The 20,489-nt window shown below is 70.4% G+C and carries 18 protein-coding genes; 12 read left to right on the top strand and 6 right to left on the bottom strand.

Translation table 11 applies throughout. The annotated features are described in order from the left end of the window. Positions 1-28 precede the first annotated feature (28 nt). The 3 genes from AB0F17_RS44270 to AB0F17_RS44260 are packed head-to-tail and all read right to left on the bottom strand — an operon-like array spanning position 29 to position 2,629. On the bottom strand, positions 29-925 hold the full coding sequence (locus AB0F17_RS44270; RefSeq protein ID WP_358036068.1) for a hypothetical protein: 897 nt from the start codon (positions 923-925) through the stop codon (positions 29-31). Beyond that, on the bottom strand, positions 922-2,016 hold the full coding sequence (locus AB0F17_RS44265) for a CU044_5270 family protein (RefSeq protein WP_358036066.1): 1,095 nt from the start codon (positions 2,014-2,016) through the stop codon (positions 922-924). Before AB0F17_RS44265 ends, AB0F17_RS44270 begins: the two co-directional genes overlap by 4 nt. Next, positions 2,009-2,629, bottom strand: a complete 621-nt coding sequence (locus tag AB0F17_RS44260; protein WP_358036064.1) for an RNA polymerase sigma factor — start codon at positions 2,627-2,629, stop codon at positions 2,009-2,011. Before AB0F17_RS44260 ends, AB0F17_RS44265 begins: the two co-directional genes overlap by 8 nt. A 131-nt stretch (positions 2,630-2,760) precedes the next feature. On the opposite strand from AB0F17_RS44260, the gene AB0F17_RS44255 reads away from it, so the two are divergent. Further along, a complete protein-coding gene (locus tag AB0F17_RS44255) occupies positions 2,761-3,201 on the top strand; it encodes a hypothetical protein (RefSeq protein WP_358036062.1) in 441 nt (146 codons plus the stop codon). Between the two features lie 62 nt (positions 3,202-3,263). Here the strand turns inward: AB0F17_RS44255 and AB0F17_RS44250 are convergent, their stop codons facing one another. Further along, complete coding sequence (locus AB0F17_RS44250) at positions 3,264-5,420, bottom strand: glycoside hydrolase N-terminal domain-containing protein (RefSeq protein ID WP_358036060.1); 2,157 nt, start codon at positions 5,418-5,420, stop codon at positions 3,264-3,266. Between the two features lie 95 nt (positions 5,421-5,515). Here AB0F17_RS44250 and boxC point away from each other — a divergent pair, with 95 nt between their 5' ends. Continuing rightward, entirely contained in the window at positions 5,516-7,114 is a 1,599-nt protein-coding gene (gene boxC, locus AB0F17_RS44245; RefSeq protein WP_358036058.1) for a 2,3-epoxybenzoyl-CoA dihydrolase, read from the top strand. A 1-nt stretch (position 7,115) separates the two neighbouring features. After that, positions 7,116-8,516 carry a benzoyl-CoA 2,3-epoxidase subunit BoxB gene (gene boxB, locus AB0F17_RS44240; RefSeq protein WP_358036056.1) on the top strand — a complete coding sequence of 467 codons (1,401 nt, stop codon included), beginning with the start codon at positions 7,116-7,118 and terminating at the stop codon, positions 8,514-8,516. Between the two features lie 3 nt (positions 8,517-8,519). On the opposite strand, the gene AB0F17_RS44235 is transcribed toward boxB, so the two are convergent. Beyond that, positions 8,520-9,869 (bottom strand): polysaccharide deacetylase family protein, encoded by a 1,350-nt coding sequence (locus AB0F17_RS44235; protein WP_358036054.1) that lies wholly within the window; start codon positions 9,867-9,869, stop codon positions 8,520-8,522. A gap of 173 nt (positions 9,870-10,042) precedes the next feature. On the opposite strand from AB0F17_RS44235, the gene AB0F17_RS44230 reads away from it, so the two are divergent. After that, entirely contained in the window at positions 10,043-10,549 is a 507-nt protein-coding gene (locus AB0F17_RS44230) for a DinB family protein (RefSeq protein WP_358036052.1), read from the top strand. A 3-nt stretch (positions 10,550-10,552) separates the two neighbouring features. Here the strand turns inward: AB0F17_RS44230 and AB0F17_RS44225 are convergent, their stop codons facing one another. Beyond that, the gene (locus AB0F17_RS44225) at positions 10,553-12,118 is read right to left on the bottom strand and encodes a glycoside hydrolase family 43 protein (RefSeq protein ID WP_358036050.1); all 1,566 of its coding nucleotides are present in this window, start codon (positions 12,116-12,118) and stop codon (positions 10,553-10,555) included. 226 nt (positions 12,119-12,344) lie between these two features. Here AB0F17_RS44225 and AB0F17_RS44220 point away from each other — a divergent pair, with 226 nt between their 5' ends. From AB0F17_RS44220 to AB0F17_RS44185, 8 genes are all read left to right on the top strand, one after another. Then, entirely contained in the window at positions 12,345-13,409 is a 1,065-nt protein-coding gene (locus AB0F17_RS44220) for a LacI family DNA-binding transcriptional regulator (protein WP_358036048.1), read from the top strand. Positions 13,410-13,476: 67 nt separating this feature from the next. Then, the gene (locus tag AB0F17_RS44215; protein WP_358036046.1) at positions 13,477-15,084 is read left to right on the top strand and encodes a TIGR04028 family ABC transporter substrate-binding protein; all 1,608 of its coding nucleotides are present in this window, start codon (positions 13,477-13,479) and stop codon (positions 15,082-15,084) included. Then, the gene (locus AB0F17_RS44210) at positions 15,081-16,013 is read left to right on the top strand and encodes an ABC transporter permease (RefSeq protein ID WP_358036044.1); all 933 of its coding nucleotides are present in this window, start codon (positions 15,081-15,083) and stop codon (positions 16,011-16,013) included. Before AB0F17_RS44215 ends, AB0F17_RS44210 begins: the two co-directional genes overlap by 4 nt. Continuing rightward, positions 16,010-16,789 (top strand): ABC transporter permease, encoded by a 780-nt coding sequence (locus tag AB0F17_RS44205; RefSeq protein ID WP_358036042.1) that lies wholly within the window; start codon positions 16,010-16,012, stop codon positions 16,787-16,789. The genes AB0F17_RS44210 and AB0F17_RS44205 overlap by 4 nt, the downstream gene beginning before the upstream one ends. Next, positions 16,786-18,342, top strand: coding sequence for an ABC transporter ATP-binding protein (locus tag AB0F17_RS44200; protein ID WP_358036040.1), 1,557 nt, complete (start codon positions 16,786-16,788; stop codon positions 18,340-18,342). The genes AB0F17_RS44205 and AB0F17_RS44200 overlap by 4 nt, the downstream gene beginning before the upstream one ends. After that, entirely contained in the window at positions 18,339-19,325 is a 987-nt protein-coding gene (locus tag AB0F17_RS44195; RefSeq protein ID WP_358036038.1) for a putative FMN-dependent luciferase-like monooxygenase, read from the top strand. The genes AB0F17_RS44200 and AB0F17_RS44195 overlap by 4 nt, the downstream gene beginning before the upstream one ends. Continuing rightward, positions 19,322-19,918, top strand: a complete 597-nt coding sequence (locus tag AB0F17_RS44190; RefSeq protein WP_358036036.1) for a CMD domain protein — start codon at positions 19,322-19,324, stop codon at positions 19,916-19,918. Before AB0F17_RS44195 ends, AB0F17_RS44190 begins: the two co-directional genes overlap by 4 nt. Beyond that, positions 19,915-20,484 (top strand): alkylhydroperoxidase domain protein, encoded by a 570-nt coding sequence (locus AB0F17_RS44185; RefSeq protein ID WP_358036034.1) that lies wholly within the window; start codon positions 19,915-19,917, stop codon positions 20,482-20,484. The genes AB0F17_RS44190 and AB0F17_RS44185 overlap by 4 nt, the downstream gene beginning before the upstream one ends. Positions 20,485-20,489: the final 5 nt, after the last annotated feature.

The raw sequence follows: 20,489 nt of genomic DNA, 5'->3' as shown, positions 1-20,489 counted from the left end.
AGAGTGTCGGGGCGAGTGGGCGTCGCGGCTACTTGCCGTCCGGGACCGCGGGCTTCTCGTCGGTCCAGCCGGCCTTGTAGGTCTCCACCTTCGTCTTGGCCAGGAACGGCTTACCGTCGACAGTGGTGTCGGTGTACTCGGCCAGCAGCGTCATGGTCTTGGTGTCCACGATGAGCTGCCGCTTGAGCACCGTGCCCTTGATGGTGTTCGTCGGCAGGGCCAGTTTCTGCCCGGTGCGGCCCAGCAGGTCCTTGGCCTGTCCGAGGTCGGTGACGCCCTTGGTCGTCTTGAGCGCCTGGAAGGCGGCGCTTCTGACCTTCGGCGGCACCGGGGTCTCGTACAGCATCCGGCTCAGGTCGATGGCCACGTACGAATCCAGTCTGGACAGCCAGTCGTCGATCTTGGAATTCGGGGAGGTGGTCTTGGCCTCCTCGGCCGCCTCGCCGATCCAGGATTTCACGTCCGCCACGACGTACTCCTTGAGGGCGGCCGGATCCGACGGCAGGTTCTGGAGCTGCTGGTAGGTCAGGAACTTCCGGCCCAGATGGAAGCCCTCAGGCCCGCCCTTCTGCGGCCCCACGTGTGCCTCGCCGGGCTCCGTGGACAGGGAGATCTTCATGCCTTCCGTGCGGTAGTTCCACGATTTCGGCGAGCCGTCGGCGCGCCAGGCCGCCTCGTCCTTCTTGGTCTTGGGCCGGGCGCCGAGCGGCCGGGAGCCGAACCAGCCCTTGCCTTCGGGCGTCTTCCAGTTGGTGGAGCCCTGCCGCTCCGTCAGCCAGTAGCCGCTGCCGACCGGCCGTGGATGGGTCATGGTCAGGACCGTCTCGACCCGCCAGTACGCGCCCCCGGGCGGGGTCGCCTGGGCGGGTACGGCGAACACTCCGGTGAAGGCCAAACCGGCTACGGCGGCGATCAGCGATCTCACTTCTGCTCCTTCAGTGGGTTGTCATCTGTCCAGACGCTCGCCTGGATCGCGGTGAACTCCAGGAGACGGCCGTCGTCCGTGGCGCGCGTCTCGATCGAGAGGGGCATTCCGGTGGCTGAATCGATCACCAGCCGGGTACGGGTGGCCCCCGCGTACTCGGTCACGGGAAGCTCTGCGGACTGGTATTCGAGGGCTTGTCCGGTACGCCCGAGCGTGTCCGTCGCAGGGCCGACGGCCGAGACCCCGGGCATCGACGCGAGCAGGCGGTAGGCGGCGGCCCGGGTCTCGCTCGTCACCGGCGCGTACACGAGCAGCCGCACCACGTTGTCGACGAGCGCCTGGTCGGGGACGCCGGAGAAGAGCGCACGCAGCCCCTCGGGAGTCTCCGGCACCTCCTTCATCCTGGTCAGCGGCTTGCCTGCCAGGACGATGCGGAAGTCCCAGTCCTCGCTGGAGAAGGTCCGCGGCTCGCCCCGCGCCGTCCGGACGATGCCTGAGAACCGGTCGTCCGTGATCAGGCCGGGGGTGTTCTTCTCGTAGGTCCAGGACGTCGGCGCGCCGGCTGCCCGCCAGGCGGCCTCGGCCTCGGAGCTCGCGGGCACGGCACCGAGGTAGGTCTCGCGATACCAGGTGCGGGCCTCCGGGTCCGCCGGGATCCAGGACTCCACCGACTTGGTCTGCCGCAGCAGGTAGTGGTGGCCGGGGTCGTAGAACACGCTGCCGTTGACCAGCTTGCTGCCCCACCAGGCGCCCGAGTCGGGCGTCGCGGCCACCGAGGTCGCGGCGGCCAGCAGGATCCGGTTGGCGTTCGCCGGAGCGACCGCGCCCTGCTTCGCAGTCGGCCGGCCCGGCGTAACGGTGGCGGTCGACTGGCCCGGCGTCACCGTCACCGGCGTCACTCCGGTCAGCAAGGCGACGGCCGCCGCACCGGCCAGGCCGAGCCCCAGCGCGCTCCTTCTGGCCGCCCTGCGGCCTCGCCGTACCCGCTCCTGAGCGAACGCGTCGGCCAGCCGTTCGCGCCCGGCCCGCTCGATCTCCGGCGACAGCGGCGGCGCGGGCAGCAGTTCGCGCACCGCCTGGTAATCATCCATCGGAGCCTCCGTTCAAGGGATTGACGCCGCCCAGGGCGGCACGAAGCTTCTTGCGCACCCGCGACAGGCGGGACCCGACGGTGCCGTACGGGATGCCCAGCGTCTTGGCCACCTCCTCGTGGCTCAGCTCGGCCAGGGCGCTCAGCAGCAGCACGTCCCGGTCGCCGTCGGACAGCGCCAGCAGCTCCGCCGTGAGCCGCGCCTGCTCGTTCGCGGCGTCGACGCGGCTGACCACGCGTTCCTCGTGGCCGTGGTCCGCGCCCGCGGGAGTGGCCGCGCTGCGCCGCAGCGCCGCCAGCTTCCTGGTCTCGGTACGGCGGTGCAACGCGATCAGGTTGCTCGCGATGCCGTACAGCCAGGGACGCACCTCCCCGCGTGCGCGGTCGAACGTGGTGCGCTTCCTGAACGCCGTGAGGAACACCTCGGCGGCGAGGTCGTCAGCGGCCTGCTGGTCCAGCCGCCTGCCCAGATACGCGTGGATCTCCCGGAAGTAGCGGTCGTAGAGCTCGCCGAACCGCTCGGGTTTTCGGTACGACGCCTTCAGCAGGTCCGCATCGCTGATCGCCCCCGGAGGATCAACGAGGCGGAGTGGAACCGTCAGGTTGGCAGTCACACCTGTACTCAACCGATGGGGCGATCTGCTTTCACGCCATCAACCGACATACATGGAATTAACACCCGCCCCGGCAATCTTCATGGTGACCGGCCGGTCGTCATCCTCAGACATTCAGAGAAGAGACTCACATGAGACGCGCACTTGGCGCCGCCATCCTCGCCATGGCGGCCTTCGGCACCACCGCCGCCCTGTCCACTCCGGCGTTCGCGGCGGACGACCCGTCCCAGCCGCAGCTCATCACCAGCGACCAGCTCACACCCATCCTCGAATGCGCCGAGCCTGAGGTCGAGCACGTCGGGAGGTTCAAGGTGGTCAAGGGCGAAAAGGTGTACCGGGGCGAAGCGGGAATCCGCATCTCGGAGGAGATCGACGGCCCCGAGGCGTGCGGCTCGACAGGGAAAATGACGTGCCTGGTCAAGCGCAAGGACGGCGACCGCTGGCAGGTCAGGTTCCGTGACGAGAAGGGCGTCGTGCACAAGCGCAAGTTCACGGAGAAGGCCGACGCCCAGCGCTTCACGAAGAAGGACAAGCACATCGCCAAGTGGATCGGCTGCTCCGTCGAGCGCTGATCGCCGGCGGGACTGAGACAGCCCCATGGTGACGAGCGCGGACCCCGCGCTCGTCACCGTCGCTAAAGGGCCACGTGGTGGGGTTCGCCCGCGAGCAGCTCGACCTCCTCCCGGTATGCGGAAGCGCGGTGGATCAAGGTGATCCGCTGGTCCACCGGCGACCGCAGCACCGCCCTGACACCCCCCGAACCCCAGGTCAGCTCCTCGACGACGACCCGCCCCCGGCAGGCGACGCCGCGAATCATCCCCTTCTGCAGCAGATCCGGTACGGCGGGCAGCAGCTCCACCACCCCCGGCCGGGAGTCCACCAGCAGCTCGATGAACAGCCCGTGCAAGGTGTGCGCGGCGTCGGCGTTGTAGATCTCCCGGCCGGGGTTGTGCGCAGTCATGAGCGATCGGAACAGCATGTCCGCGCCCAGGATCTTCATCAGGTTGATCCTGACCAGCTCCGCGTCCTTCAGCCGGGCCGCCACCAGTGCCCGGTGCAGGCTGCCGTGGGCCGACAGGTTCTCGTCGCCGCGTAGTTCCAAGGCGCGGTGCGCGGCGGCGGCCAGCTCCGGCTCGTCGTCGGGGTTGATCTCGTGCAGCGGCCACACCGGGTACAGGTGGCTGACATGCCGGTGGTCCTCGTGCGGGGCCACGTCCCACGCCCACTCCGTGAGCGCGCCCCGATCATCGATCCGGTACGGCGGCACCCGCTCCGCCAGCGGGGATCCGGCGAGGCTCAGGGCGTGCCGGGCCGCCGCGAGGTCCATGGTCGCGTTGACGCTCGCGTACGAAGCTCCCTCGGGACCCACCTCGGGCGAGAACGACGGCACGACCACGAAGCCGGACCCGGTCAGGAAGCCCTCCCAGAACGCGGCCGCCTCCGCCAGCCAGCCGGGCAGCTCCTCGGGCAGGTCACCGGTGACCTGGTGGTGCTCGTGCAGCGGGTACAGCAGCCAGTCGGCCCCGGCCAGCCACATCGTCCAGGGCCAGTCCTCGTCGAGGTGGAACAGGTAGCCGCTCTCCCCGTCGGTACGGCTCGGCGCGAGGATGCCGTCGAGGCCGTAGATCTCGCGGGCGTTGACCCGCCAGTGGTCGATCTGGTCGCGGATCAGGGCGGCGTATCCCGTCATGAGCTCGGGCATCGCGCCGATGTTCACCCCGGCCACCTGCAGGTTGAGGTTCGCGTCGGTGGTGAAGTCGCCCGACCAGGCCGCCCCCCACGCGCCCAGCCACAGACCGGTGAGCCGGGGCGGGAGCACGCCCGAGGAGCTGAGCAGCAGGTAGCGGCCCGAGTGGAACAGCCGCTCGACCAGCGCCGGGCCGGGCTCGGCGATCAGCTCGCCGACCGGCGGGTCTCCGGCCACGCCCAGGTCCAGGGTCACCCGCTCGTAGATGGGCCGATGGACGGCGACATGCCGCGCCAGCAACTCGCCGTACAGGGAACCGGCCGCTCCACGCTCGCCGATCGACCCCGACTCGCCGGACACGCGACCGGCCAGATCGGTGAGCGCGACTTCCAGCCGGTCGGTGCCCCAGCCAGGCTCCTCGTACCGGTCCAGCTTCGTCAGCAGCAGTGTCTCGCCACGCGTGACCACCACGTCCCCCGTCACGGAGACGTCGTCGGCCAGGACGAGCGTCAGCCCCTCGAACCCGGCGGCCCCGAGCCCGGCCGGATAGGCGCCGCGAACGCTCAGGAAGACCCGCCCGCCCTTCTCGAAGGCGGAGGTCTGATAGACGACATCGTCGGGCTTGCCCGGCAGGTCGCCGGTGAGCTGGAGCCGCAGCTCACCGGTCAGCCGCTGAACCACGACGGAGTCGGCGCGGGAGACGAACGCGTGGTGTGCGCGCTCGCCCGACTCGACCACGATCTCCCCGGTCGTGAAGTCGGTGGAGCGCTGGTAGGGGCCGCCGGAACGGCCTTCGACGACCAGCTCGTACCCCGGATGGAACGCCTGCGTCCAGACCAGCTCCCGCCCGTCGGCCGCCACCCGCTGGGCCTCGGCGGCCCGCCCGGACAGGATCAGCTCGCGGATCTCCCCCAGCCGGTCGGCGATCGCGGGCGGGCGCAGGTCGCGGGTGCCGTTGGGCAGGACGAAACGGTGGTGGTCGAACACCACGCGCTGGGCGTGCGGCTCGCCGTAGACCATGATCCCGTACTCGCCGTTACCGGACAGGAACGCGTCCTCCCAGGTCAGACCGGGCTCGGTGTCGTAAATGCGGTGCTCGGGCATCGGGCCTCCGACATGAGGTAAGCGCTTTCCAGAACAGCCTATTAAATGCTACAGATGCTTGACGTAGCGAAATATTCCTGTCGAAAATAGGGGACGTGTCAGCACCCGAGGTCTCCTTCGACACCCACCCCGACCGCTACCGCCACCTCCGCGTCGAATACGACGGCGAGATCGCCCGCATCGTCCTCCAGGTGGCTGAGAACGGCGGCCTGGTCCCCGGGTACGAGCTCAAGCTGAACTCCTACGACCTGGGCGTGGACATCGAGCTGTACGACGTGGTCCAGCGCCTGCGCTTCGAGCACCCCGAGGTCCGCGCCGTGATCGTCACCGGCGGCCTGGAGAAGGTGTTCTGCGCGGGCGCCAACATCAGGATGCTCGCCCAGTCAGCGCACTCCTGGAAGGTGAACTTCTGCAAGTTCACCAACGAGACCCGCAACGGCATCGAGGACGCGACCGCGAACTCCGGCCAGATCTACCTGGCGGCGATCAACGGCACGGCGGCCGGCGGCGGCTTCGAGCTGGCGCTGGCCTGCGACCGGATCATCCTGCTCGACGACGGCTCCACGGCCGTGTCGCTGCCGGAGGTGCCGCTGCTCGCCGTACTGCCCGGCACCGGGGGCCTGACCAGGCTGGTCGACAAGCGCGGCGTACGCAAGGACTTGGCGGACGTGTTCGCCACGCGCAGCGAGGGCGTGCGCGGCCCGCGCGCGGTGGAGTGGGGCCTGGTCGACGAGGCGGTGCCGCGCAGCAGGTTCGAGGAGACGGTGCGGCTGCGCGCCACCGAGGCCGCCGCCCGCTCCACCCGCCCGCGCGACGCCAAGGGAATCGCGCTGACCCCCCTGGAGCGCGAGGTGAGCGAGGACGCGATCCGCTACCCGAACGTCACCGCGGACCTCGACCGGGCGAACGGGCTGGCCACCATCACGGTGTACGGCCCGCGGCAGGAGACCGGGTCCTGGCCGCTGGCGGTCACCCGGGAGCTGGACGACCTGATCCTGCGGCTGCGCACCAACGAACTCGAGCTCGGCACCTGGGTGATCAAGACGCGGGGGGACGCCGAGCAGGTGCTCGCCCATGAGCCGCTGCTCCGCGGCGACGGCTGGCCCGCCGCCGAGATCCGCCACTACCTCAAGCGCACGCTCAAGCGCCTGGACGTGACCAGCCGCAGCCTGATCGCGCTGATCGAGCCGGGCAGTTGCTTCGCCGGGCCGCTGCTGGAGCTGGCGCTGGCCTGCGACCGCCAGTACATGTTCGACGAGGACGGCACGGCGATCACCCTCACCGAGGCGAACTTCGGCGCGTTCCCCATGGGCAACGGGCTGTCCCGGCTGGCCTCCCGCTTCCCCGGCGACCCCGAGCACCTCGCCAAGCTGCGGCAGGAGACCGGCCGCGAGATCGACGCCACCGAGGCGGCCGAGGCGGGCCTGGTCACGTTCGCGCTCGACGACATCGACTGGGCGGACGAGGTGCGCATCGCGCTGGAGGAGCGGGCGTCCCTGAGCCCGGACGCGTTGACCGCGATGGAGGCCAACCTCCGCTTCGCCGGTCCCGAGACGCTGGAGACCAAGATCTTCGCCCGGCTCACCGCCTGGCAGAACTGGGTGTTCAACCGGCCCAACGCCGCGGGCCCCGAGGGCGCGCTGCGCCGTTACGGCACCGGGCAGCGGCCCGTCTTCGACCGGAAGCGAGTGTGAGATGTCCATCGACTACGGCGAGCGCATCCCGAACAACGTCAACCTGGCCGAAGACCGGCGGCTGCAGCGGGCACTGGAGTCGTGGCAGCCCGGGTTCCTGCGGTGGTGGGGCGAGATGGGGCCCGCGCTGCCGACCCAGGACGTCTACCTGCGCACGGCGGTGGCGGTGGGCCGGGAGGGCTGGGCGCACTTCGACCACGTGGCGCTGCCGGACTACCGGTGGGGCATCTTCCTGGCCGAGCGCGACCCCGACCGGCGCATCGCCTTCGGGCAGCACCGGGGACAGCCGGTCTGGCAGCAGGTGCCCGGCGAGTTCCGCGCCGAGCTGCAGCGGCTGATCGTGGTGCAGGGCGACACGGAGCCGGCCAGCGTGGAGCAGCAGCGCCGGCTCGGGCTGACCGCGCCCAGCCTGTACGACCTGCGCAACCTGTTCCAGGTGAACGTCGAGGAAGGCCGGCACCTGTGGGCCATGGTCTACCTGCTGCACGCCTACTTCGGCCGCAGCGGTCGCGACGAGGCCGACGCCCTGCTGCTGCGCAACTCCGGCAGCGAGGACTCCCCGCGCATCCTGGGCGCCTTCAACGAGGAGACCCCGGACTGGCTGTCGTTCTTCATGTTCACCTACTTCACCGACCGCGACGGCAAGTACCAGTTGGGCACGCTGAAGGAGAGCGCGTTCGATCCGCTCAGCCGTACGTGTGAGTTCATGCTGAAGGAGGAGGCCCACCACATGTTCGTCGGCACCACCGGCGTGGACCGGGTGGTGGAGCGCACCGCGACGCTGATGCGCGAGCACGACAGCGACGACATCCAGAAATATGGCGGCATCCCGCTTGATGTCATCCAGAAGTACATCAACTTCCACTACAGCGTCAGCCTGGACCTGTTCGGCGGCGAGACCTCCACGAACGTGGCCAACTACTACACCGCCGGGCTCAAGGGCCGCTGGCAGGAGGAACGCCGCAAGGACGACCATCTGCTCACCGAGGCGGCCACCACCGTCCAGCAGGTCGTTGACGGCCGCCTGTCCGGCGTGCTCCTGCCCGCGCTGACCGCGCTCAACGCCGACCTGCGCGGGGAGTACATCGCCGACTGCGCCACCGGCCTGACCCGGTGGAACCGCATCCTGGACGGCGTCGCCACCCTGTACCTGCCGCATGTGGGGTTCAACCGCCAGGTCGGCGCGTTCGCCGGTCATCACGTCACCCCGGACGGCCGCCTCATCGACCAGGCGACCTGGGAGCTCGACCGGGACCGCTGGCTGCCCACCCCCGCCGACAAGGCGTACGTCCACGGTCTGATGCGGCCGGTCTACGAACCCGGCAAGATCGCCGCCTGGCTGGCCCCGCCGCGCAACGGCATCAACGGGCGGCCGCTCGACTACGAGTACGTCCACCTCTAAATCTCAAGGGTGCGGGCCACGGAAAGCGCGGGCGGGGACCTTGCCGCCGTACAACTGGCTGACCGTCACGAAGTGGAAGCCGCGCTTGGACAGCCGCTTCAACACCTGGGGGATCGCCTGCACGGTGGTCGGCCGGATGTCATGGAAGAGAATGATCGATCCGGGCCGTGCCGGGCGGACCGCGGCACGGAACACATGCGCGCTGTTGCGGTAGAGCCAGTCGAGCGTGTCCACGTCCCACAACACCAGCGGGTGCGGCGACTGCCTGCGCACTATGCGGTTGAACGACCCGTACGGCGGGCGGACCAGCGTGGGCGTCACCCCGGCGGCCTTGAGGATCGCCCGGTCGGTCTTGGCCAGGTCCGCTCGCACCCCGGCCGGGGACAGCCGGGTCAGGTCGCGGTGCGACCAGCTGTGGTTGCCGACCTCGTGCCCGGCCTGCACGGCTCTGCGCACCACGCCGGGGTGCATGACCACGTTCTGCCCGACGACGAAGAAGGTGGCGTGCGCCTTGTAGGCGGCCAGGTACTTCAGCAGCCTGTCCGTGTACGGACTCGGGCCGTCGTCGAAGGTGAGCGCCACGCACTTGACCCGGCGGCAGTCGACCGAGCCGTCCGCCGTGTAGCCGGGCAGCGCCAGCCGCCCATCCGGCTGCATGACCTGGGCCTGCGCCCGCCGGCCGAAGTCCGACAGCAGCGGCTCCACCTCGGCGCGCGGCAACACGGCGTGCACCTGGCCGACGGCCCCCGCCGCCACCTCACCTTCGTCGAAGGTCACGACCAGGTCGCCGCTCCTGGTGAAGGCCAGGTCGTCGAGCCCCCGGACGTCCGTGAGCCGCGCCTGCCCGTCGATGCCCGCCAGCACCTTCCCGGTCAGCGCCTCGAACCTGCTCATGGACGGCGGGTTGACGAGCGACAGCGCGGGCACCACCTGCCCCTTGGCTCCGTCGTACCAGCGGGTCGTCGTCGACTTTCCGTCGCCCGCGCCACCGAGCTCGTAGACGGTGAACCGGACCCCGATCACGTCGCCCGAGGCGGCCAGGAAGCCGAACCCGATGTTCAGCTCGGGCGCCTTCACCTCCGACTCGCCGCACCCGCGCTCGCGCGCCCACTCCAGGAACCCGGCCCGCCGCTCCTCGATGAGGCGGCGCAGCTCGTCCGTCAGCGGCTGCGCACCCGGCACCTGCGGGTACGTGGTCGACCAGACGCACGATTGCTCCTTGCCGCTGTCGCGGACCACCCGCAACCCGTTGATCCACGTCGGCGCGACCGTCTCGACCGGATCATCCGACCGGACGGACGCCTGCCAAACCTTGGTCTCCTGTCCGGTCCCCCCGCATGATGTCGATGTCAACGTGACCACCGCCATCGCAGCCATCAACCGCCTCATCGGCACGACCCCCCGTCGTTTCCACCTCTGACCCGTTCGACTCCTGCTTTCACCTATTTGTTCGTTGTTCGTGGCGCGCGGCAGCCTGGATGGCCTACTTCGACGGTAACCCGGGCGGTCAGCTACGTTTGCCCACCATGAGTGACAATCGCATCCCGCCCCCCTTCATCGGCGACGAACGCGCCATGCTCGACAACTGGCTCGAATGGCATCGTGGGACCCTGGCCGTCAAGTGCGCCGGTCTGTCGGAGGAGCAGTTGCGCCTGCGCTCCGCGTCGCCATCGGGCATGTCGCTGCTCGGCCTGGTCCGCCACATGGCCCACGTGGAGCGGGCGTGGTTCCGGGGAGTGCTGAACGGCGAGGACGGCCCGAAGCTGTGGGGCAAGGACACCAACCAGGACGCCGACTTCGAGGACGTCGACACCGCCTCGGCCGACGAGGCGTTCAAGACCTGGCAGGCCGAGATCGAGCACGCCCGCGAGGTGTCGGCCGGGGTGCCGCTCGACGCCGTGGGCAAGCAGCAGCGCCACGGGCAGGACTGCTCCCACCGGTGGATCCTCGTCCACATGATCGAGGAGTACGCCCGCCACAACGGCCACGCCGACCTGCTGCGCGAGCGCATCGACGGCGTGACCGGCGAATAGCGGTCATTTCACACTGCCCAGCGTCACCCCCGGCTGCCGGTCCTGAGCTGTCGGGCCGGCGGGGCGATAGATCGTCCGGTCGAATTCCGCCCGGCAGCCCTCGCCCGCCAGGTCCTGCACCCACAGGCCGACGAAGGCGCCGGTGAAGCCGAACGCGTGTACCTGACCGTCCACGAACTCGTCGGCGTGCTCGTCGGACAGGATCGTGGCGTCCAGCTCCGCCGGGATGGCCTGCCAGCCGTGGCCCACGTCGTACGAGAAGCGCAGGACGGGCCCGTCGAACTCGGCCCGCAGCCCCACCCCGGAGACGGCCTCGACGGTGGCGCACACGGTCCGCTCGCCCCTGTCGCTGCTGGTGAGCACGAGGCCGTCGGTGGTCAGGGCGAGATAGTGCCAGTTGCGGGAGTTGTAGTAGGCGGTGATCCCGGCGGACTGGTGGACGCTGCCGGGCTCGAAGCGGACGACCGTCTCCAGCGAGGACGTCCGGCTGGTGACCCGCCGGGCGACCAGGCTCGGGGTGCGCAGGCCGTACGGTGACTGGCCGCCCTCGATCGTCAGCCGGTCCCCTTCCACGCGCAGCCAGTCGGGCGAGGCGGGCCGCCGCAGCGTGCTCCAGTCGGCGGCGAACGGCTCGTGCGGGCGGGAGTGCGGGTGCGAGTGCGGGTGCGGCGGCAGGTCGGGGGCGGGCACCTCGACGGCGGGCACGCCGCCCGCCACCCTGGGCCAGCCGTCCGTCCACTCCACACGCTGGATCGCGGTCTCCCTGCCCAGCACGCAGGGCCCGCGCCGGGTGTAGGGCCGGGCCGCCAGGTGCGCGACGTACCACTCGCCGCCCTGCGTCTCGACCAGGCACCCGTGCCCGGCCTTCTGCAACTCCAGCGTGGGGTCGTGGCGGGCCGTCAGCATCGGGCCGGCCGGATCCTCCTCGTACGGCCCGGCGAGCTCGCGCGACCTGAGGACCGTGATGCCGTGCTCGTAGCCGGTGCCGCCCTCGGCCACCATCAGGTAGTACCAGCCATCGATCCGGTACAGGTGCGGCCCCTCGGTCAATCGGCGGTTCGCCAGGATCGTCCGCGGTTCCCCGCCGGCCAGTGGCTGGAGCTCGATGCCGGCGAAGCCGTGGCCCGGGCGGGAGTCGAAGACCATGTTCAGCAGCCAGGAACCGCCGTCGTCGTCGTGGAAGAGCGCGGCGTCGAAGCCGCGCCCCGGCAGCCTGACCGGGTCCGACCAGGGGCCGTCGATCGAGGGCGCGGTGACGAGGAAGTTCGCGATGTCCTTGTAGCCGTGGGCGTAGTTGTCCATCACCCCGTACACCAGGTGGAACAGCCCGTCGTGATAGCTCAGGTCGGGCGCCCAGACACCGCCGGAGTCGGGCACCCCGGACAGGTCGAGCAGCCGCCGCTCGGTGAGCAGGCCGCCGATGGGCCGCCAGTGGACCAGGTCGCGCGAGTGGTGGACGCGCACACCGGGATACCACTCGAAGGTCGAGGTGGCCAGGTAGTAGTCGTCGCCGACGCGCAGGATCGACGGGTCGGGATGGAAGCCGGGCAGGACGGGATTGCGGATCACGGGGCCTCCCATAGAAACCGGTCGCTGTGAACATACGGACGCGTGGTGCATACGTTACATAGAAGGCATATGACCTGCACTGTTGAACTTAAGGGGAAGTGCTTTTACCGTAGACAACGGTTTCTATTCAAGGAGGACCGGACGGTGATCGCCGTAGACTGCGAGCGTTCCGCGAGACGCCACGCTCGGCCACACTGCTCCGCCTGAAGACCATGGAAGGCCAGCCTTGTCGCGAAGAGTGACTCCCGAGGACGGCGAGCGCGCCACCATCCGCGACGTCGCCGCCCGGGCGGGCGTGTCGGCGTCCACCGTCTCCCGGGTGATCGCCGGTGACTACCCGGTCGCCCAGTCCACCCGCGTACGGGTGATGCGCGCGATGCGCGAGCTCGACTACGTGCTCAACGTGCACGCCAGGGCGCTGTCCGGGGCGAGCACGAAGATGGTGGCGTTCGTGCTCGACGACGTCACCGGGCCCTCCTTCGCCTACGTCGCCAAGGGCGTGGAGCAGCAGGCCACCGCCGAGGGGCGGCTGTGCATGGTCTGCACCACGCACGGCGACCCCTCGCGCGAGCTGGCCGTCGTGGAGGCCATGCGCGAGCAGCGGGCCGACGCGGTCATCCTGGTCGGCGGCGGCTCGCTCGACGACACCTACCGCGAGCGCATGACGCACTTCGCGCACGCGCTGGACAAGGCGGGCTCCCGGCTGGTCCTGTGCGGGCGGCCGTCGCTGGGCGACGACGTGCCCACCACCGTCGTCGAGTACGACAACGAGGGCGGCGCCTACGCCATGACCAGCCATCTGCTGTCGCAGGGCCACCGGCGCATCGTCTACCTCGGCGCGGTCAGCTCGGAGGACGCCAGCACCACCAAGGTCGGCAGGGACCGGGGGTTCACCCGCGCGCACCAGGCGTACGGCGTGCCGTACGACCCCGACCTCGTCGTCCCGGCCTCCTTCGACCGCGCGGCGGGCTACGAGGGGACCAAGCGCCTGCTGGCCAGGGGGGCCGACTTCACGGCGGTCTTCGCGGCGACCGACATGGTGGCCGTGGGGGTGTTCGCCGCGCTGCGTGAGGTGGGGCTGCGCATTCCCGACGACGTGTCGGTGGCGGGCTACGACGACATCCCGTTCGCCGCCGATCTGGCGCCCGGTCTCACGACGGTGCACATCCCCACCGAGGAGCTGGGCCGCACCGCCGTACGGCTGGCGCTCAACCGGCACGAGCCGCAGCACGTGGTGCTCGGCACGCACATCGTGGTCCGGGGGTCGGTCAAGCCGCCGCCGATGCGGTAGGGGTCTATTTACCTATAATCTAGGTAGGATATGGTGGGTTTCCCTCGACCACCATGAAGGATGTCCCATGCGTTCCGCCGCCGCCCTCACCTTGCTCGCCGTCTCAGGGCTCCTCACAGCCTGCGGCGGCGGTCCCGCCGTCCAGGCGCAGGCCGGAGGGGCACCCGTCTACGGGGGCACGCTGACCTACCTGGAGCATCAACCGCCGACCTGCCTCTACCTGCCCGGCGCCGGGTTCTATCCGAACGGCGGCGTGCTGAACCAGCTCACCGACAAGCTGACCTGGCAGGATCCCAAGACGCTGAAGATCGAGCCGTGGATCGCCACCAAGTGGGAGGTGAACAAGGACGCCACCGAGTACACCTTCCACCTGCGCGACGGCGTGAAGTTCAGCGACGGCACCCCGCTCGACGCGTCGGCCGTGGCGGCCGACTTCGACGTGTACGGCAAGGGGAACACCGAGCTCAAACTGCCCCCCGCCGAGTTCGTCAACAACTACGACCGCAGCGAGGTCATCGATCCCCTGACGGTGCGCTTCCACTTCAGCAAGCCGTCACCCGGCTTCCTCCAGGGCACCTCGGTCATCGGCGCCGGGCTGGTGTCGAAAAAGACGATCTCGCTGCCGTACGAGCAGCAGTGCCAGCTCAAGAACGTCATCGGGTCCGGCCCGTTCACCGTGGCGAGCCAGGTCGTGGACAAGGAGATCGACCTGGCCGCCCGCAAGGACTACAACTGGGCGCCGGCGTCGTCGAAGCACCAGGGCCGCGCGTACCTCGACCAGATCAAGATCATCGTGACACCCGAGGACAACGTGCGGGTGGGCGCGCTCACCTCCGGCCAGGCGGACTACGTGCGCTACGTCCAGGCTTATGACGAGAAAACCGTCAAAGACGCGAATTTCAAGATTTATGCGGAGCCGACCAGAGGTGTGAACAACGGCCTCTACCTGCGGCCCGGCAACAGCATCCTCAGCGACCTCGACGTCCGCAAGGCGCTCCAGGCCGGGACGAACGCCAAGGAGGTGGTCGACACCCTGTTCACCCCGAGCTACCCGGTCGCCACCTCGGTCCTCAGCCACCTCGCCCAGGGGTACGTCGACCTGTCCAAGGAGCTCACCTACGACCCCGCCAAGGCCAACGCGCTGCTCGACAAGGCCGGCTGGGTACGCGGCGCCGACGGCATCCGCGCCAAGGACGGCAAGCAGCTCCAGCTCGGCGTCTTCGTCTCGGGCCCGCAGCCGCTGTCCAAGCAGACCCTCGAACTCGTCGCCCAGCAGTGGACCAAGATCGGCGTGAAGCTGGAGATCCGTCCCGCCGACGCCGGCACCCAGGCCGTCGACATCAAGGACGCGGAGAAGACCGCCATCGCCCACTCGATGGTCGGCCGCGCCGACGAGGACGTGATCAAGAGCCACTTCCACAGCAAGAACCGCGACGTCATCCTGTCCAAGGACGCCAAGCTCGACCGGCTCCTGGAGGAGGAGTCGGCCCTGGCGGACAAGACCGCGCGTGACGCCAAGGTCGGCGAGATCCAGCGCTACGTGGTGGACCAGGGCTACGCGATCCCGCTGTTCGAGGAGCCGCAGGTCTACGGCGCGGCCCCCTATGTGCAGGGTGTCGCCTTCGAGGCGGTGGCCAGGCCCTCGTTCTACTCGGTCTGGCTGTCGAAGCGGTGACCCGATACGTCCTGCGGCGCGTCGGGCAGGCGGTGCTGGTGCTGTGGGCCGCCTTCACGGCCGGCTACGTGCTCCTCTGGCTGCTGCCCGGCGACTCGATCCTGATCAAGTTCCAGAACCCGGAGCTCGGACTGTCACCGCAGCAGATCTCCGAGATCCGCGCGTACTACGGCGGCGGCGACCCACCGCTCGTCGGCTACCTCCACACGCTGCTCGGCTTCCTGCGCGGCGGCTTCGGCTACTCGATCGACACCGGCACGCCGGTGGTCGAGCGGCTGGCCGAGGCGCTGCCGGAGACGGCCAAGCTGGCCACGGCGGGCTTCGCGCTGGCCGTGCTGATCGCCGTGGTGATCGCCTTCGCCACCGGCTACAGCCGGACGTCCTGGGTGCGCGGGGCGCTGCTGGCGGTGCCGTCGCTGTTCATCTCGGTGCCCGCCTTCTGGCTGGGGATCCTGCTGATCCAGGTGTTCTCGTTCCGGCTCGGGCTGGTGCCGGTGATCGGCGGCAGCCCGGCGCAGCAGCTCGTCCTGCCGGTGCTGACGCTGGCCGTACCGATCTCGGCGCCGATCGCGCAGGTGCTGGCGCGCGGCATCGACCAGGTCTACACGCAGCCGTTCGTGCCCGTCGTGGCCGCCAAGGGCGCCTCGCGCCGGTGGATCCTGTGGCGGCACGTGGCACGCAACGCGGTGCTGCCCGCGCTGACCGTCGCCGGGATGACGTTCGGCGAGCTCATCGCCGGGTCGGTCGTCACCGAGACGGTCTTCGGCCGCAACGGCGTCGGGCGGCTGACCGAGCAGGCGGTCAACGCGCAGGACACGCCGGTGATGCTGGCCGTCGTGGTGCTCGCGAGCACCGTGTTCGTCCTCGTGAACCTGGCCGTGGACCTGCTGTTCCCGGTGCTCGACCCCCGGCTGAAGGCGGCGGCGTGAAGATCCTTGCCTGGTTGACGGTCGCCGTCGTCGTGCTCTGGGCCGTGGTGCCCGGCCTGTTCACCGGTTACGACCCGCTGTCCGGGGTGCCGGCCGAGAAGCTGCGCCCGCCGAGCCCCGAGCACCTGTTCGGCACCGACGCCGTGGGCCGCGACCTGTTCGCCCGCGTGGTGCACGGCTCCGTCCACTCCCTGTCGGGGGCGTTCGTCGCCGTCGCCGTGGGCCTGCTCGCGGGCACGGTGCTCGGTCTGCTGGCCGGGTCGGCCGGTGGGCTGCTCGACGACGCCGTCATGCGGGTGGCCGACGTGCTGCTGTCCGTGCCCGGCCTGCTCCTGGCGCTGACGGTGATCATCCTGCTCGGTCCCGGCACGGTCCACGTGGCGATCGCGGTGGGCATCGGGTCCGTCGCCGCGTTCGCCCGGCTGTCGCGTTCGGAGGTCGTACGGGTGCGGCGGTCCGACTACGTGGAGGCCGCGTTCGGCAGTGGCGGCCGGTTCCCGGCCGTGCTCTGGCGGCACGTCCTGCCCAACTCGCTCGGTCCGGTCATCGCGCTCGCCGCTCTGCAGTTCGGGGTGGCGATCCTGGCCATCTCGACGCTCGGCTTCCTCGGCTACGGCGCCGAGCCGCCGACGCCCGAGTGGGGACTGCTCATCTCGGAGGGCCGCAACTACCTGGCGACCTCCTGGTGGCTGACCACGCTGCCCGGCGTGGTGGTCGTGGCCGTGGTGCTGGCCGCGAGCCGGATCAGCCGGTCGATCGGAAGGGACAGGACATGAGCCTGCTGGAGGTACGCGACCTCGCGGTCTCCTACGACGCCAGGCGGGCGGTCGAGGGGATCTCCCTCACGGTCGAGCCCGGCCAGATGGTCGCGGTCGTCGGCGAGTCCGGCTCCGGCAAGACCACCACCGCCCACGCCGTCATCGGCCTGCTGCCCCCGAACGCCACCCTCGACGGCGGCCAGATCCTGCTCGGCGGCACCGACCTGGCCACCTGGTCCGACCGCCGGATGGAATCGATCAGAGGCGCCCAGATCGGCCTGATCCCGCAGGACCCGTCCAACTCCCTCAACCCGGTCAAGACCGTCGGCGCCCAGATCGGCGAGGTCCTGCGCATCCACAAACGCGGCGACCGCCGGACGATCTCCCGCCGCGTCGTGGACCTGCTCACCCGCGTCGGCCTGCCGGACCCGGAGACGCGCGCCCGCCAATATCCGCACGAGCTGTCCGGCGGGATGCGCCAGCGGGTCCTCATCGCCATCGCGATCGCCCTGGAACCTCGGCTCATCATCGCCGACGAGCCGACGAGCGCCCTGGACGTCACCGTGCAGCGGCGCATCCTGGACCTCATCGACGACCTGCGCGCCGAGTTCGGCACGGCGGTGCTCCTGGTCACCCACGACCTGGGCATCGCCGCGAACCGCTCCGACCGCCTGGTCGTCATGAAGGACGGCCGGATCGAGGAGCAGGGCCCGTCGGCCCAGGTGCTGTCGACTCCGCAGGCCGCCTACACCGGACAGTTGCTGCGCGACGCGCCCGCCCTGTCGGTGCGCGAGTTCCGGGCGGTGGCGGAGACCGTCGCGGAAGAGCCCGCGATCGTGGTCCGCGACCTGGTCAAGGAGTTCCGCGTCGGGCGACGCCCGTTCCGCGCCGTCAACGGGGTGTCCTTCGACGTACGGCCCGGCACCACGCACGCCCTCGTGGGCGAGTCCGGATCGGGCAAGACGACCACGGCCCGCATGGTCGTCCGCTTCGCCGAGCCCACCTCCGGCACCGTGACGATCGCCGGTGCGGGGACGGGGCGCGACTTCCGGCGGCACGTGCAGCTCGTCTACCAGAATCCCTACGGCTCGCTTGACCCCCGGCAGTCCGTCGCCGCGATCGTGGAGGAGCCGCTGCGTAATTTCCGGCTCGGGGACCGCGCCGCCCGCCGTACCAGGGTGCGTGATCTGATGGAACGTGTGGCGCTCCCCGAGAGCCTGCTCGAACGCCGGCCACGAGAGCTGTCCGGCGGCCAGCGGCAGCGCGTGGCCATCGCCCGCGCGCTGGCCGTCGACCCGGCGGTGGTGGTGCTCGACGAGGCGGTCTCCGCGCTCGACGTGACCGTCCAGGCGCAGATCCTGGACCTGCTCGAAGAGCTCCAGCGCGACCTCGGCCTGACCTATCTGTTCATCTCGCACGACCTCGCGGTGGTGCGCCAGATCTCGCACACCGTTTCCGTCATGAACAAGGGACGCATAGTGGAATTCGGAACCACCCAACGGGTCTTCACCGACCCGCGGCACGACTACACCCGCGAACTCCTGGACGCGATCCCGGAGCCGGTGCGATGAGGCTGGGATTCTTCAGCCGGCTGCTCGACGAGGTGCCCGCGGGCGAGCGCTACCGGCTGGCCGCCGAGCAGATCGGGCACGCGGAGTCCTTCGGGTTCGACACGGCGTGGGTGGCGCAGCACCACTTCGACGGCGCCGAGGGCGGGCTGCCCGCGCCGCTGGTCTTCCTGGCCCACGTCGCGGCGCGCACCAGCCGGATCAGGCTCGGCACCGGCATCATCACGCTGCCGCTCGAACACCCGGTGCGGGTGGCCGAGGACACCGCCGTCCTCGACCTGCTGAGCGGCGGCCGGCTCGAAGTGGGCGTCGGCAGCGGCGGCACGCCGTCGTCGTTCGCCGCGTTCGGGAAGGAGAGCGCGCGGCGCGCGGCCATCTACGCCGAGCATCTCGCGGTGCTCGTCGACGCCTGGTCGGGGCGTGATCTCGGCGGCGGCAACCGGCTCTACCCGGCGGCGCCGCGACTGCTCGACGCCGTCTGGGAGGCCACGTTCTCGGTGAGCGGCGGCGCCAGGGCGGGCCGGGCGGGCAACGGGCTGATGCTGTCGCGCACCCAGCCACGCCCCGAGGAGCATCCCGAGGCGACGCTGGCGGAGATCCAGCGGCCCATCGTGGACGCCTACTACGCGAACCTGCCCTCGGACGCCACGCCCCGAATCGTGGCGTCGCGGACCGCGTTCGTGGCCGACAGCCGGGCCGAGGCGCTGCGTTACGCCGAACGCGGGCTGAGCCGCGCCCGGCTCCCCTTCGAGACCTCCCGCGACCACATCACCGCCTTCGACGTGCACGTGGGCACCCCGCAGGACGTCATCGACAGCCTCAAGGCCGATCCCACGCTCGACCGGGTCACCGACCTGGTCCTTCAGGTGCACTCGGTCGACCCGCCGCACCCGCTGATCCTCCGCTCCATCGAGCTGCTGGCCACCGAGGTCGCCCCCGCGCTCGGCTGGGCACCGGCTCCCTCCACCGAAATGAGCACCACATGATCGACGTGATCGACCACCTGGCCGGGATCGAGCCGGACTCGCCGCTCGATCACCTGCGTGAGCAGCGGCCGGACGCCCGCGAGCACGCCCAGCGCGGCTTCGACGCGCTGCTCACCCCTGACGTGCCCGGCGAGGTCACGCTGGTCGAGCGGGACGCGGTGGCGGCCTTCGTGACCGGCCTGCACCAGGATCCGCGGACCGCCCGCTTCTACGCCGACCGGCTCGCCGAGCTGGCGCCCGAGCTGCTCGGCGCGGTCCGGCTGGAGATCGAGGCCGCGAGCACGACCGGCCCCTACGGCGACTACCCCGCCGACGGGCCGCTCGCCGCCGAGAGCGACGAGGGCCTGCGCTACCGGACGCGGGATCCCGAGGCGCTCGGGACCCGGCTGGCCGCCGCGTTCGAGCACGCGCACCTGCTCGTCTTCCGCCCGCGCGAGGCCGGCCCCAAGGACCTGCGGGCACTCGCGGACGCGGGCTGGGGCGACCCGGGCATCGTGACGCTCTCACAGCTCGTCGCCTTCCTCAGCTTCCAGATACGGGTGGTCGCGGGCCTGCGGCTGCTCGGCGCCACCCAGAAGGGAACCTCCTCATGACCGGCTTCACCACGGACCAACTGGGCTGGACACCGTGGCTGACCCCGCTGACCGAACCCGAGCTGACCGACGCGCACCGGGAGGCCCTGGTCGACGCGTCCCGCGCCGCCTCCCCGTACTTCCGGCTGCTCGCCCACGACCCGGAGATCCTGCACGCGCGGACCAAGACCGACAACGACATCTTCTACAACGCCAAGAGCGGCCTGCCGCGCCCGGAGCGCGAGCTGGCCGCGACCGCCACCTCGCGCCGCAACGGGTGCGTCTTCTGCGCCTCCGTGCACGCGCGGTTCGCGGCGCACTACTCCAAGCGGCCCGACGACGTGCGACGGCTGCTCGACGAGGGTGTGGCGGCACCGCAGGACGGGCGGTGGCGGGCGATCATCGACGCCTCGGTGGCGCTGGCGGCCACGCCGGTCGAGTTCGGCGCCGAGCACATCGAGGCGCTGCGCGCCGCCGGGCTGGACGATCTGGCGATCAGCGACACGATTCACGCGGCGGCCTTCTTCAACTGGGCGAACCGGCTCATGCTGTCGCTAGGAGAGCCCACCGACGACCGGAAGGCATAGTAGTG

It is taken from the genome of Nonomuraea sp. NPDC026600 (assembly GCF_040638335.1).
Taxonomy (GTDB): domain Bacteria; phylum Actinomycetota; class Actinomycetes; order Streptosporangiales; family Streptosporangiaceae; genus Nonomuraea.
The sequence above is the reverse complement of the archived record's forward strand: the minus strand, read 5'-3'. Positions and strand labels throughout refer to the sequence as shown.

Excerpts from the sequence above, each read along its gene's own strand:
- AB0F17_RS44265 (WP_358036066.1), bottom strand. The coding sequence starts at position 2,016 with ATGGATGATTACCAGGCGGTGCGCGAACTGCTGCCCGCGCCGCCGCTG.
- AB0F17_RS44255 (WP_358036062.1), top strand. The coding sequence starts at position 2,761 with ATGAGACGCGCACTTGGCGCCGCCATCCTCGCCATGGCGGCCTTCGGC.
- AB0F17_RS44250 (WP_358036060.1), bottom strand. The coding sequence starts at position 5,420 with ATGCCCGAGCACCGCATTTACGACACCGAGCCCGGTCTGACCTGGGAG.
- boxB (WP_358036056.1), top strand. The coding sequence starts at position 7,116 with ATGTCCATCGACTACGGCGAGCGCATCCCGAACAACGTCAACCTGGCC.
- AB0F17_RS44230 (WP_358036052.1), top strand. The coding sequence starts at position 10,043 with ATGAGTGACAATCGCATCCCGCCCCCCTTCATCGGCGACGAACGCGCC.
- AB0F17_RS44215 (WP_358036046.1), top strand. The coding sequence starts at position 13,477 with ATGCGTTCCGCCGCCGCCCTCACCTTGCTCGCCGTCTCAGGGCTCCTC.
- AB0F17_RS44200 (WP_358036040.1), top strand. The coding sequence starts at position 16,786 with ATGAGCCTGCTGGAGGTACGCGACCTCGCGGTCTCCTACGACGCCAGG.
- AB0F17_RS44195 (WP_358036038.1), top strand. The coding sequence starts at position 18,339 with ATGAGGCTGGGATTCTTCAGCCGGCTGCTCGACGAGGTGCCCGCGGGC.
- AB0F17_RS44190 (WP_358036036.1), top strand. The coding sequence starts at position 19,322 with ATGATCGACGTGATCGACCACCTGGCCGGGATCGAGCCGGACTCGCCG.
- AB0F17_RS44185 (WP_358036034.1), top strand. The coding sequence starts at position 19,915 with ATGACCGGCTTCACCACGGACCAACTGGGCTGGACACCGTGGCTGACC.